The organism is Rhizobium sp. NLR16a (genome assembly GCF_017948245.1).
GTDB lineage: Bacteria > Pseudomonadota > Alphaproteobacteria > Rhizobiales > Rhizobiaceae > Rhizobium.
Window position 1 is genome coordinate 270,888 of the sequence record NZ_CP072869.1, and the last position, 12,720, is coordinate 283,607.

Here is a 12,720-nt window from a genome sequence, read left to right on the forward strand (position 1 = left end):
TCGGGGCCGCTTGGAGAGAGAATGAAAGTTTGGGAGAAGCGGGTGAACAAAGCGAGCTCATCCGATGCAAATGGTCGAGAAAAGGAAAGAGAATCGCGCTTCAGCTCGATGCAACAGTCGAAGCTTGAGGCGTTGGCTGTCTCGGCAATTCTCGAACACCGCCTCCTGATCGCCGCCGACGAAGCTGTCTATGAGGAATGGGCTCGCGCGACCGCAGACCCATCAATTTCCGCCGCCGTGCTCAAGAGCCTGCAGGAGGAGTATGTCGCGCGCCAAAAGAAATCTGAAGTCCAGCAAGAAGAACTTTCGGAAATCATCGATGCGTTAGGCTACGTCCCCGATGTTCCACTCGATAAACATGAATGACGGTCAAACCAACCCGTGATCTTTAGCAATTGCGACGAGCTGTGGGACGGTCGCAGCCTCAAGTTTTTCGCGCGCTTTATCAAGGTAGTGCTGCACTGTCCTCGGGTTGATCCCCGTTAGCATTGCGGTTTCCGGAGCGCTTTTACCCTTTGCCGCCCACATGAGGCACATTGCTTCTCTTGGTGAAAGCAACCGTCTCGGAGCGACAATGGTCGTCGCAGCGATAATCTTCAGGCAGTAATGGATCACCAGCACCGCTCGGATCGCTTGTTGCGCATCCCGCAGTTTTGAAACGTCAGCCGTCGGCGCCGAAGATGCAAACGTCAGCATCATCGTCGACCCGAAACTTCCTTCGACGGGGATCGTCACCCCACTCCGAATTCCGTACTCGATCGCCTGGTCCCGAAAACGCCTGAGTTCGGAGGTTCCACGAGCGGGCCAATCGTCGGCCGTCCAGGAAAACATTTCCATGCGACGCTTGGCTTCAGTAACGACCGGGTCGATGCGGGAGTAATGGCCTTCGAGATAAACACCCTGCCATTCCTCCGGATAGGAGTTGAATGTGCGGATTTCCAACCCCTCAGTCTGCAGATAAGCAAAACGGTCGAAGCCGCATGCGTGCGCAAATGTTTTCAAAGCACTTCTGATCATACGTTCATCATGCGCGGCTTCTGTCATATCGATGAGAGAGCGAAGGTCACCGTCCACTAACTTTTCTCCTTTTTTCGACGGTGCAAGCCTCCCACTCGTCGCGCCGTTCTGACGCCGCGAGGTACCGGTTGCCACCGTTCGGCTAGCCGGAACCACATGGGACATTGGACGATACGGCAGTTGCTTCTACGCGAAGCAGATCCACGTTCGTTGCATCGCTTAGGTCTATTGACCTCTGCCGGGTATTCAACTCTTTCTGATCTAAAGACAATGATTTTTATAGTGATTTTTAGTCACACCTGCGCCCCCGCGCGGAATGTACTTGCGACGTTCAGCGACAAGCGAAAATCTGGGCGTCCGTTAGCTGTTTAGCGGCCGCTATAGACAGAATGAAAGATAACATCCTGATCGACCAACACATTGAACTTGTAGCCCGGCCGGATGCGAATCGTCGGCTGAACGTTCAGATTCTTCGAGATCGTCTCTTCTACTACGCGGCCAAATGACGCGGCAAAATTCCGTCTTGCTGCATCCGAAGCCGTGTCCTGCGTCGCGAGCGTCGAACTCTCAGGCATCGACATATCGGTACCCGCCCCGATGATTGCCACCAGGGCTGCAGAACCGAATGTTCTCCAGAGATGTCGGTCGACCTTGTCCTGGAAGCCGCCATAACCTTCAGCGTCAGTGCCCGCCATACCACCGATGTGCAGGGTAGACCCGTTCGGAAAAATGAGGTCCGTCCAGACGACGAGTACCCGTTCCTGGCCGAAAGACACCTTGGAATCGTAGCGACCGAAGAGCTTTGCGCCTTGCGGGATGATAAGGCGATAACCGGTTGCGCTGTCGTAGACATTTTGGCTGACCTGAGCGGTAATGCGCCCCGGTAGGTCGGAATTGAGGCCGGTGATCAATGTCGCCGGGATGACTGAACCGCGCTTCAATTCGTTGGGTGACATCTGCGGCACGACCTGGTTCGGCAGGTAGCCGAGATCCTTGATGTCCTGATTAAAGAAGTCCTCCTTCGACGTCTGCCCGTTCTGATCGACGTTCTGCTCCATCAAGCCTGATTTCATGGCCGCGCCATAAAGGTCTGAGGCGCTGCTCGTCACGGCATTTGTCGGCTGGCGGACGGTGTCATTGGTGGAGATTGCAGCCTTCTCGACATCGGAGATGTCTACCTTTAGCGGCGAATCGAGCGCCGTGGAACGGGCCTGGAGACGCGCCATCCGTTGCCGCTGGGCTTCGCGCATATATTGTTCATCCTGCTCTCGCTTCAGGCGTGCCTTCCACTCCTCTTCGGATTCGAGCGTTTGTCGGCGATCTTGTCGATCTGTTGGTTGGCGCTCGAAAACCGGTTCCTGCTTTTCCTTTTTCTCCGCAACGACTGGCGTCGGTTGAAACACCTCCTGCTTTTCTGGGTCACCGATAATGCCGTCGGTGACACCCCGCTTAAGCTGATCGCCGAAACTGGTCGCAGGGCTGTTGGAAGCACCCTCGATGTCGCCATGATTGAAGGAAAGCCCGCGCAGTGACAGACCAATCACGACCACGCCGACGAACAGCACGATGACGATGATGGCGACGATGATCGGCAGGCGGTTGAGCCGGCGCATGCCATTCTGATCGTCGGCCTGGGCTGACGCGCCAAGTTGGAGCGACTGGACCATATTGCTCTCCGTCAGTTACGCTGCATGATCGAAAGCGGACTAGCCGGCGTGGCGCCTGCCGCCGTTGGTGTATAAGCACGTCCGAGAGCGATCGAAGGCGTCGAAACCCGCGCGAGCAGCTGCCCGGCGAATACCTCAATTGCATAGGCAAGCTCGACCGGCTTGATGTCTTTGGCGACTTTGCCGTCCCTGACGACCGTATAACCCCGCCCCTTCAGGGCCGCCTCGAGGGCGGATGCGAACTCCGATGCGTCCGTCTCCATTTTGATCGTGGTCGTAGCACCGGCCGGGCCGATCTGTTCGGCCAGACGACTTGCCATGTCGCCGGCGATGGCGCTTGCAGCCGGTCCGGTGACGGCCACAGGTGTGGAACTGGTGGTCAGTGCGTCGTCCGCCGTTTGGCAACCGGAGAGCAGCGCGCCCACGACGAAATATGTGAGAAGCTTGCGCATGGTTCAGCCTCCCCGCCGGATGGTGATCTTCTGCTGCCGCCAACCGACACCAGAAACGAGGATCGCCTTGTCGATCGCATAGTCGACGGTCATCATGTCGTTCTTCATGCGATAGTTGACGATGCGATTTTGACCGCCGGAGACGACGAAAAGCACAGGCGCATCCTGGCCGGAGATCGACTTCGGGAACTGGATGTAGGTCTTCACCCCGTCCGAATAGACCCGCTTCGGTTTCCACGAAGCACCGCCGCTGATTGAATAGGAGAAGTTCAGCTTGTCCGGCGCCACGCCCGGAATGCCGCCCGTTTCGAGACGGGTGTTGATGTCGGCGAGCTTGGTGGACACGTCTTCCGGATATTCGAACCCAACGCGCGCCATGTATTGGCTCGGATGGGACTTGAGCTGGATGTGATAGGTGCGCCGCGATGTCGTCACGACCATTGAGGTGAGAAGGCCTGGCTCCGACGGTTTGACGATGAGATGGATCGCCTGTCCGCCTGTGGCCCCCGAAGTGGCCGGCTCTACCTTCCAGCGCACGGTGTCGCCGACCATAACATCGCGAACGATCTCGCCACCCTGAAGTTCGATGTCGCAGACCTGCAGCGGCGAGCAGACGACGGAAGGTTGCGTTTCGCCGAACGGGAAGATCACCTTTCCGTCCGGTCCCGTCGTCACCAATCCCGGCGTGCCGCGCCACTTTTTGGAAAGATTTGTTCCTTTCACCTCGTTGCTCGTCATACTTTGCGCCTGCGCGCCCGCCGCAAGCAAGAGTCCGGCCATGCAGCCGGCGGCCGCGATCAATCCCGTTTTTTTCATTGAAAGAATCCCTACCCTTAAAGCTGTGCCGTCCAGTCGAAATCCCGGACGTAGAGGCCGATCGGATTGAGGCGGATCGTCGCCTCATCCTGTGGCGCGGTGAGCGTCACCGTTGCGATCCCGCGGAACCGCCGCGTGCCGGTTTCCTTGCCCTTGCGGTCCCGCTCGTATTCCGTCCAGTCGATCTGATAGGTCTGGTTCGAGAGCGCCACGATGTTGTTGACCTCGATGGCAACGGTCGAGGACTTTGCCTTCTCGAACGGAGAATTGCCTCGGAACCAGGCGTTGACCTTCTCCGTCGACGGATCGGAGGCGCGAAGAAGAGCGTAGGTGCGGTCGATATATTGCTTCTGCACCACCGCATCCGGCGTAATCGAGCGAAAGCTCGTGACGAAGTTGCCGAGTGTGGCGCGCACCACGCGGACATCGGCATACTCGATCTGCTCGGGGAAGCCTGCGGTGACCGCAGTTCCGAGCTTGTCGACCTCGACGATGTAAGGCACGAGCCTCACTTGCGTGCTGAGATACATCGCGTAGCTGAAGCCGATGACGGCCATTACCAGACCGAGGACACCAACAATCCGCCATGCGGCGGCTGCCTTCACATAGGAACCATAGCGTTCGCTCCATTCATGGCGGGCGGCAAGGTATGGGTTTTCCGGGGCGCGGTTCGCTGCCATTTATTCTTCCCTTGTCTCGATTACGGTTTGTCGTTGCGTTCGGGAGGAGGCTTCGGTCCGCTATGACCGCCGCGCTGTTCATCGAGCTTCGCATTGGCCAGTCCGAGAATGGACCCGGCATAAGCGCCCGGAGAGCCGATTGCCTTTTCCTTCGCGGCTGATCCGGCTGCTTGCGCGCCGGAACTGAAGCTCGCGCCCATGCCGCGAAGAGCGGCACCTGCAACGGATGAACCAGCAGCTCGTGCGGCTTGCGCGGCCGCAAAGCCTGCGCCGGCGGCGCCGGCGGCGAGGAAGCCAGCGCCTGCGGCGAAAGACGCCGCCTGCCCGCCGTGGCGGATCGCTTCCATTCCTCCGGACACCGATGCGCCCTGAACAACGCCCTGGATGATGTTCGGGACATACATGGCGATGATGAAGACTACGACGGAAATACCGGCGATCGCCAAGGTCGTAACGAACTGGTCCGATGAGGCAGTCGGAGCTTGCGCAAGGCCAAGCAGGACGTTCGATCCGATCTTGGCGATCATCACCAAGGCCATGAGCTTCATGCCGACGCCGAAGGCATAGACGAGGTAGCGAACAGCAAAGTCTTTCGTGAAGGACGAACCACCCAGCCCGAGCATGATCATGCCGGCGAGCAGGCCGACATACATCTCGACCATGACCGACACGAAGATCGCTGCGACAAGCGAGAAGCAGATAACGACGATGCCCATCGCCAGCACCGCCGCGATCGCAAGCGCATTGTCTTCGAACACCCCAAACTGTGCCTGCTCCGACATCTGCGAGGCGACGCGGATGCCTGCATCGAACACTTCCGCGGGCGACGCTGAACCAGCGCCGGCGCCAATCTGGAAAAGACTGTCAACCACCGCTCGCGCAAAGGTCGGACCTTGGGTCAGAACGAATGCGAAGAACCCGATGAACATAATCCGCCGCACCAGTTCGGCGAACCAGCTGTCCAGCGAGGCTGACTGGATCGCCAGCCAGACGGCCGCAATGCCGATCTCGATCGTTGCGAGAATCCAGAATAGGGATTTCGCCGCCTCCATGATGGTGGTCTCCCACCCCCTCGCAGCAGACGAGACCTGGTTTTCCAGTTCCGTGAGGACCTGTCCCTCCTGGGCGAATGCGGGAACAGCATAGGCGAGGGAAAAGAGACCTGTAATCAAGAAAGAACGCGCAACAGTCACCTTTACCATCTCGGGCGCATCTCCTGGCCTTCCTTGATCGGCGGCAGCTCCTTGTCGGAGCCGAAGAATTTTTCCCGGACGGCGCGCTGCTCCTCGGTGAGCGCAGGTATTCCTGTGTTTCGGGAATTGATGATCAGCACTGTCATTGCAGACGATGCAGCGGCGACAGCCAACAGCAAGGCAATCAGGACGGGGCGGCTCACCAGCGCGGCTCCATTTTCTGGCCCTCCGGAACGCTCTTGACCTCGGCGTTGAAGAACTTTTCCCGCCGCGCCTGCGCCAGGTCCTTGTCGGTCTGTTCCGTCTGAAGCCATGTTCCCATCATTGTCATCTGTTGGGAGACGAGGCCGCGAAGCTTCTGCATTTGCGCGACTTGCTGAGCGGCGATCTCGTGCCCGACCTGCAAAGCCTTCATCTGCCCGTCAGCCGTCTCGGACATCGACCGCAATGAGGACATCGTGTCTTCCTCGCTGTCGAACTGGTCGGCCGTCAGGCTCGCGGCCTTCAGCGAGCTGGTGATCGTGTCACGGTTGGTGTCCGACCAGGACTGGTAAGTCGAGGAGAAGGTTGCGTTGCTCGGCAAATTCGTCTTGAGATCGGCGTAGCTCTGAAAGCGCTGCTGAAGAACGTCGTCCGCATTCCCCATGGAAAAGGCGATGCCCTGTCCCTGGTCGACGATACTGCGCAGCTGGTTGAGATCGCTTTCGACCTGCCCCCAGATATGATCGGGAAGCTGCGCGGTGTTTTGCAACATGTTCTCGTAGATCTTCAGCTGGTTCTGGATCTGCTCTGCAAGCTGGCTGATCTGCGTCAGCTGATTGTCGACCTGGATGCCGGAGCTTTTCATGAGACCGACAAGCTGCGCATTGTTGGCGAGCTGCGTCCATTCGGTCGCAGCGCCGGTGGCTGTCCCAGCTTGCACCGTGCCTGAGCCTCCAATCGTGAGAGCGGCGGCTGTTAAGCAGACGAGCCATCTACTTGAGTAGCGATGCGGCATCGTGAACTCCTCTCGTTTCAAGCCAGTGGATCGGCCATTCGTGGCCATGTTCGGATTTCAGTGCGCGGATGCGCTTGAGGTCCTCTTTGCCCGACGCGCCGACAAAGCTCAGTGCGATTGGCCCAAGCGACATGTCGAAGAGCCGCCGGCCGTCGGGGGTAGCGACGTAGTATTCGCGCTTGGGGATCGAGCTCGAGACGATCTCGATCTGACGCTCGTTTAACCCTATTCGCTCATAGAATTCTCGCGTGCCCGACTCACGAGCGGCGCCATTCGGAAGGCAAATCTTGGTCGGGCAGGATTCCTTCAGCACGTCGATAATCCCGGATCGTTCGGCATCCGAGATCGATTGGGTCGCAAGAACGACGGCGCAATTTGCCTTGCGCAGCACCTTAAGCCACTCGCGTATCTTGTCGCGGAACACAGGGTGGCTGAGCATGAGCCACGCCTCGTCGAGGACGATCAGACTTGGCGACCCATCCAAACGCTTCTCGATCCGGCGGAACAGGTAGGTCAGCACTGGCACGAGATTGCGCTCGCCCATATTCATTAGTTGCTCGATCTCGAAGGTCTGGAGGGCGCCGAGCGTGAGGCCGTCCTCTTCCGCATCGAGAAGCTGCCCCATCGGGCCGTCGACGGTGTAGTGATGCAGTGCGTCCTTGATCTCGCGCAGCTGCACGCCGCTGACGAAATCCGAGAGCGAGCGACCGGAGGCGCTCGCCATCAGTGCGACCTGCCGAGAGATGGCGTTACGATGATCGGGGGTGATGGTGACGCCCTGCAGGCCGACCAGCATCTCGATCCATTCCGTCGCCCAAGCCCGGTCGGCATCACTTTTGAGTTCGGAGAGTGGGCAGAAGGCCAATGCCCTCCCCTCTTCCACATTGTCGTCGCCGATCTCATAGTGATCGCCGCCGGCTGCGAGCGTCAGGGGGAGAAGTGAACTGCCTTTGTCAAAGGCGAAGATCTGCGCATTTTCGTATCGGCGAAACTGCGCGGCGATCAGAGCCAGAAGCGTCGACTTGCCTGAGCCGGTTGGGCCGAAGATCAGCGTGTGGCCGACATCATCGACATGCAGGTTCAGACGAAACGCTGTCGAGCCGCTCGCAACCTGCATCAAGGGCGGGGAGTTCGGCGGGTAAAAGGGGCATGGCGCGACCGGGTTTCCGGACCAGACAGAGTTCAGCGGAATCAAGTCGGCGAGATTGCTGGTGTTGATCAGCGGCTCACGGATGTTGCAATACCAGTTGCCGGGCAAGCTGCCGAGGTAAGCATCGGTGGCGTTTAGCGTTTCGATGCGCGCCCCGAAACCTTCCGCCTGGATCAATCGCCGGATCGCTTCGGCCTTCTCCTGGAGTGCCTCGCGATCGCTGTCGAACAACACGACGACCGGTGTGTAATAGCCATAGGCAACCAGCTGCGATGAGGCCTGCGCGATGGCATCTTCGGTCTCGGCCACCATAGTCATCGCGTCTTGGTCGACGGATCGACTTTGTGTCTGGAATATCTGGTCGAAGAACGGCCGGACCTTCTGCTGCCATTTCTTCCGCGTCCGTTCGAGCTTCTGTCGGGCTTCCTCGGCATCAAGGAAGATGAAGCGCGATGACCACCGATAGGTCAGCGGCATCAGGTCAAGGCTGTTCAGAATGCCCGGCCAGCTTTCGGCCGGTAGACCGTCGATCGCAACGACGCCGAGGAAACGGTTTTCGACCTTTGGCGTCAGTCCGTGTTCAAGCTCCGCGGTGGCGATCCAGTCGAGATACATCGGAACATCGGGAAGCCGGATAGGATGGCTTTCCCCGGTGGTGCAGAATCGGGCGAACTGGAGCAGCTCGTCATATCTGGCAATTCGCTCCCCTCCCCTTTCGACCGTTTCGCGGGTCTCCATTCGCCGGATCGAAAGAGTGTTTGCAAAATACTGCTCAAGCTCGCGCACCGCATTCTTGAACACGAAGAGCACCGTGTCCGCGTAGGATTTCTTCCGGCTTTGCTCATCCGAATAGATGTATTTGCTGAGAGCAGTCTTCTTGGACTCGAGCGGCCTGTTGGTCAGGATCAGCGCATGCTTGCTCTCGAAATGCCCCTGCTCGCGCGCGAAATGCGATCGGCGCTCGGCATCGATCGCGCGGGTCACCGGGTCCGGGAAATGGCATCGATCTTCCGATGGATAGTCGACCGTCGGAATGCGGATGGCTTCGACCTGGATCATCCAGCCACTTCCAAGCCGCGACAGAACGGCATTGATCTGCCTCGACAGCTCGTTGCGCTCGAGGTCGGTCGCGCTTTCGGAGTCCGGGCCAGCGAAGTACCAGCCTGCCATCAGACTTCCGTCCTTCAAGAGGAGGACACCATTGTCGACGAGGCCGGCGTAGGGAACGAGATCGGCAAAGGATGGGCCGGTCACCCGGAAGCGTTTGAGAGCTACCATGGCCGCCTCCTCAGTACCGGCGCCACGGCGAAGTGGTCGCCTTGTAGTAGGGCTTGTAGGAAATGTGCCTGATATAGACCTGCCGCATGTGCGGATCGGCCTTCGCCATCATCCTGAGCAGCCCGACGATCACGACCCAGACAACGACGCCGAAAAGCGCCGAGTAGGCCGTAAGCACAACGAAGATCAGGATCACCGCTGCAAGACCGGTGATCAGCACCAGCTCCCGGTCGGCGCCCATGAGTAGGTTCGGGCGGGAGAGCGCGCGATGGATGCGGTTACGCCGCAGGCCCGACAGGGACTCAGCCATGATCCCCCTCCCCTCCTTCGTTCGAACCAATTGAGATGACCTGCTCTTCGGTCAGCCCGATCGAAGCGCCGGTCGCACCGAATAGGCCGACGATGTTGGTGGCGCCGAGCAGGATGCCGGCGACGAGAACGACGTACACAAGTCGCCGTGCGAAATCGTTCAGTTCACCGCCAAAGATGAGCATGCCGCCGGCAATGGCCACGGCTGCAAGCGCGATCGCGCCCGCGACCGGGCCGGTTATCGACTCCTGGATCTGCTGCAGTGGCCCTTCCCATGGGAGGCTGCCGCCGGAACTGGCGAGCGCCGGCGCGACCGAGGCAAGAATGATGGGCGTCGCCACGAGCGCGGCGGCGATGAGGGTATGCTTACGCGACATGGCGCGCCTCCTGTTCTTCGGTGAGCTGGTCGGATTCGATCTCGTACCGTCCGTTGATGAACTGCTCGATTTGGATGATGTCGCGAACAAGCCGCCCACGCGGCGTCCGCTCAATCGAAATCACCAGGTCGACGGCCTCTCCGATCACCTCGTGCATCGGCTGCTGGCTTGCCTCGGCCGTCAGCTGTTCAAGGCGGCGCAGCGCCGACATGGCGGTGTTGGAGTGAATGGTCGCTACGCCGCCCGGGTGACCGGTGTTCCAGGCCTTGAGCAACGTCAGGGCCGCGCCGTCGCGGACTTCGCCAACGACGATCCGGTCGGGACGCAGCCGCATGGTGCTCTTGAGGAGCCGCGCCATGTCGATCGTATCGCTGGTATGGAGGAGTACGGCGTTCTCGGCTGCGCATTGGATTTCCGCGGTATCCTCAAGGATGACGAGGCGATCCTGTGGCGCGGACTTCACGATCTCGTGGATTACGGCGTTCGCAAGCGTCGTCTTACCCGAGCCTGTCCCCCCGGAAATGATGATGTTCAGCCTCGTGGAAATGGCACTGCGGATCGTTGTGGCTTGGTATTCTGTCATCACGCCGGCGCGAATGTAGTCTTCAAGTGGAATGAGGCGCGATGCCCGGCGACGAATCGTGAAGGCGGGCTTGGTGACAACGGGAGGCAACAGTCCCTCGAAGCGGTGGCCACCGATTGGCAGCTCGCCGGAGATGATTGGCTGTTCCGTGTCGACCTCTGACTGAAGCGCGTGCGCCACTGTACCGATCACCATCTCCGCTGCAGCGGATGACATCTCGCCTGCGGGCGCAACGCCGTGACCTAGCCGTTCGATGAATAATTTGCCGTCCGGATTGAGCATGATTTCGACGACGTTCGCGTCGTCCAGGGCAACACAAAGCTGATCGCCGAGCGCCTCCTGAAGTTTGCGGACGAGCCGAGGGTGAGAGCGAAGCTGGTTCACGGATTTCTCCTTAGGCTGCCTGGCCGAGAGGGGGTGAATTCAGAGCGGTAGGTTGAGGGGAGGAGCCTTAGGAACGTGGCCGCATTGACAGGCAGCGTCCCGGCTACGGCCATCGTCACGCCGATCTTCTTGGGTTCGGCCAAACGCTGAAGCTGCCATCCCACGCGAGCGAGGATGCGCTCAAATCGAAGATCGGTCACAGTAACAACCTCAGTATACGCATTCGCCATGCACCATTCGATGATGCCAGCGAACATGGTCAGCGTCGCTTCATGGACCGAGCCGTCCCCCCTCCCCTCAGCGAGAGTCGTGTCGACACAGAAGCGAGAACTCTCGATCATCGCGGCATGCCCATTGAGTTGACCGCCGGGGAGCAGAGACGGGAAAACGTCGGCCACCATTGTTGGACCAAGCGAAGGGAGAAGCCTCGCGCACCCCGCCAATTCGCCGGTCTCTGCGACGGCGAGCACATAGGTCGGCCGAAGCGCGTCGAAACGATCGGACTCGCGGCCGGCCGTTACGTCCACTTCCCAACCCAGGCGATCGGAAAAAACCCGAGCACGAAGCTGATAGTGGATGTGTAGGAGATGCGCCTCTTGGATCGTCCGGGGTGTTGAGAGCGCGAGGACCTGCATGATTTTCTCCGTCATTGTTGGACGGCTGGAAATCAGCATAGATCGGGACCGAGGGGCAGTTGTAGAATCCTACAAACTTGCAGGGGGTGAGTCGCTTCGACAAATTCCTTATTTTGTCGAATGCAGCCATTAGCAAGTGTCGACCGTGGAGAATGCCAGTAATCATGTCCTGATCCCACCGACCGGATCATCGCTTGATCATCGATGTTCAACCTCGAAAGAGGGCTTAAACATATGTCGATTTCCAAGCTTACGCTTAAATCCAAGGGTGAGCCGGTACGCCGGGTTGAGGTGTTCACTGGCAATGGCCGTCGCCGCGAATGGAGCGACGATCAGAAGGACGGTGTGCTCTGTGGAGCGGCATGGGGTGACTCCGCAGCAACTGTTCACATGGCGACGGCTCGCCCCAAAGCAGCCGAGGTACTTTCTGTGCCCGAGGAAGATCCTATGCTTGCGCCAGCGGTCGTCGTGTCGCCCGGGAAGCCAGAGCCGAAGAAGGCGCGGCGGGCACGTTCGCCAAGGAAAGCTTCTCCGGAAGCGGCTATCGAATTGCAAATTGATGGAGCCACGCTGCGCATCGCCTCCGGCACCGATGCCACAACGATTGTCGCCGTTATCCAGGCGTTGAAGGCTCAATCTTGATCGGTAAGTCCGATGCGGTAAAGCTGGTGAAGGCCCAGATGGGTGCCGACCCATTCTCTGGCACGATCTACGTGTTCCGGGCCAAACGAAGGGACCGGATCAAGCTGATCTTCTGGTGTGCCTGGTCGCCAAGCGGCATGAGGATGTCGAGTTCCATTGCCCGGATGCACGACGGTTGTATCTGACATCCGCGCAGTTCTTGGCGGTGTTCGATGGACTGGACTGGAAACGCGTTCCGATCCCACGCGACAAATTCGGCAAGGCCAATTGAGGCTCACGAAAGGCCTGCGCCGACGGATGGGCGCTTCGTAGCTTGCGAAATGATTTTTGGCAATTGACCCGCCCGGGAGAGGCGGGTAGAATCGTCACGTGATGTAAAAACCGTCTATGGACTAAAAACCCGTCACGGGACTGAAAAACCGTCACGGTTGAAAAGCTAGAGTCACCTTATAAGGTAGCGGAGGATCAAATGGAAACCACTTCGGAGCGCATTCAGCGCCATGCCAAAGAACTCTGGGCACGCAGTGCAGGCGCGGGGCG

The 12,720-nt window shown here is 59.2% G+C and carries 16 protein-coding genes; 3 read left to right on the forward strand and 13 right to left on the reverse strand.

Features of this window, described 5'->3' with window-relative positions:
* Positions 1–42: 42 nt before the first annotated feature.
* Positions 43–366, forward strand: a complete 324-nt coding sequence (locus J7U39_RS28265) for a transcriptional repressor TraM (protein ID WP_210633218.1) — start codon at positions 43–45, stop codon at positions 364–366.
* A gap of 3 nt (positions 367–369) precedes the next feature.
* Here the strand turns inward: J7U39_RS28265 and J7U39_RS28270 are convergent, their stop codons facing one another.
* From J7U39_RS28270 to J7U39_RS28330, 13 genes are all read right to left on the reverse strand, one after another.
* Positions 370–1,074: an autoinducer binding domain-containing protein gene (locus J7U39_RS28270; RefSeq protein ID WP_210633089.1), complete on the reverse strand. Its 705-nt coding sequence runs from the start codon at positions 1,072–1,074 to the stop codon at positions 370–372.
* 311 nt (positions 1,075–1,385) lie between these two features.
* Positions 1,386–2,684: an IncP-type conjugal transfer protein TrbI gene (gene trbI / locus J7U39_RS28275; protein ID WP_210633090.1), complete on the reverse strand. Its 1,299-nt coding sequence runs from the start codon at positions 2,682–2,684 to the stop codon at positions 1,386–1,388.
* Positions 2,685–2,695: 11 nt separating this feature from the next.
* Positions 2,696–3,136 carry a conjugal transfer protein TrbH gene (gene trbH, locus J7U39_RS28280; protein ID WP_210633091.1) on the reverse strand — a complete coding sequence of 147 codons (441 nt, stop codon included), beginning with the start codon at positions 3,134–3,136 and terminating at the stop codon, positions 2,696–2,698.
* Positions 3,137–3,139: 3 nt separating this feature from the next.
* Positions 3,140–3,952, reverse strand: coding sequence for a P-type conjugative transfer protein TrbG (trbG, locus tag J7U39_RS28285; RefSeq protein WP_210633092.1), 813 nt, complete (start codon positions 3,950–3,952; stop codon positions 3,140–3,142).
* 17 nt (positions 3,953–3,969) lie between these two features.
* Positions 3,970–4,632 (reverse strand): conjugal transfer protein TrbF, encoded by a 663-nt coding sequence (locus tag J7U39_RS28290; RefSeq protein WP_210633093.1) that lies wholly within the window; start codon positions 4,630–4,632, stop codon positions 3,970–3,972.
* Between the two features lie 20 nt (positions 4,633–4,652).
* Positions 4,653–5,834 carry a P-type conjugative transfer protein TrbL gene (gene trbL / locus J7U39_RS28295; protein WP_087002828.1) on the reverse strand — a complete coding sequence of 394 codons (1,182 nt, stop codon included), beginning with the start codon at positions 5,832–5,834 and terminating at the stop codon, positions 4,653–4,655.
* Positions 5,828–6,028: an entry exclusion protein TrbK gene (trbK, locus tag J7U39_RS28300; RefSeq protein ID WP_087002826.1), complete on the reverse strand. Its 201-nt coding sequence runs from the start codon at positions 6,026–6,028 to the stop codon at positions 5,828–5,830. Before trbK ends, trbL begins: the two co-directional genes overlap by 7 nt.
* Positions 6,025–6,822 (reverse strand): P-type conjugative transfer protein TrbJ, encoded by a 798-nt coding sequence (gene trbJ / locus J7U39_RS28305; RefSeq protein WP_210633094.1) that lies wholly within the window; start codon positions 6,820–6,822, stop codon positions 6,025–6,027. The genes trbK and trbJ overlap by 4 nt, the downstream gene beginning before the upstream one ends.
* Complete coding sequence (locus tag J7U39_RS28310; protein WP_210633095.1) at positions 6,800–9,250, reverse strand: conjugal transfer protein TrbE; 2,451 nt, start codon at positions 9,248–9,250, stop codon at positions 6,800–6,802. The genes trbJ and J7U39_RS28310 overlap by 23 nt, the downstream gene beginning before the upstream one ends.
* Positions 9,251–9,260: 10 nt before the next feature.
* Positions 9,261–9,560, reverse strand: coding sequence for a conjugal transfer protein TrbD (locus J7U39_RS28315; protein ID WP_168301555.1), 300 nt, complete (start codon positions 9,558–9,560; stop codon positions 9,261–9,263).
* Positions 9,553–9,936, reverse strand: a complete 384-nt coding sequence (locus J7U39_RS28320) for a TrbC/VirB2 family protein (protein ID WP_168301556.1) — start codon at positions 9,934–9,936, stop codon at positions 9,553–9,555. The genes J7U39_RS28315 and J7U39_RS28320 overlap by 8 nt, the downstream gene beginning before the upstream one ends.
* Positions 9,926–10,903: a P-type conjugative transfer ATPase TrbB gene (gene trbB, locus J7U39_RS28325; RefSeq protein WP_210633096.1), complete on the reverse strand. Its 978-nt coding sequence runs from the start codon at positions 10,901–10,903 to the stop codon at positions 9,926–9,928. The genes J7U39_RS28320 and trbB overlap by 11 nt, the downstream gene beginning before the upstream one ends.
* Complete coding sequence (locus J7U39_RS28330; protein ID WP_210633097.1) at positions 10,900–11,538, reverse strand: acyl-homoserine-lactone synthase; 639 nt, start codon at positions 11,536–11,538, stop codon at positions 10,900–10,902. Before J7U39_RS28330 ends, trbB begins: the two co-directional genes overlap by 4 nt.
* Before the next feature lie 204 nt (positions 11,539–11,742).
* Between J7U39_RS28330 and J7U39_RS28335 the strand changes: the two genes are divergently transcribed.
* Both J7U39_RS28335 and tnpB read left to right on the forward strand, forming a co-directional pair.
* Complete coding sequence (locus J7U39_RS28335; RefSeq protein WP_168301559.1) at positions 11,743–12,180, forward strand: hypothetical protein; 438 nt, start codon at positions 11,743–11,745, stop codon at positions 12,178–12,180.
* Complete coding sequence (gene tnpB, locus J7U39_RS28340; protein WP_168301560.1) at positions 12,177–12,365, forward strand: IS66 family insertion sequence element accessory protein TnpB; 189 nt, start codon at positions 12,177–12,179, stop codon at positions 12,363–12,365. The genes J7U39_RS28335 and tnpB overlap by 4 nt, the downstream gene beginning before the upstream one ends.
* Positions 12,366–12,720 lie beyond the last annotated feature (355 nt).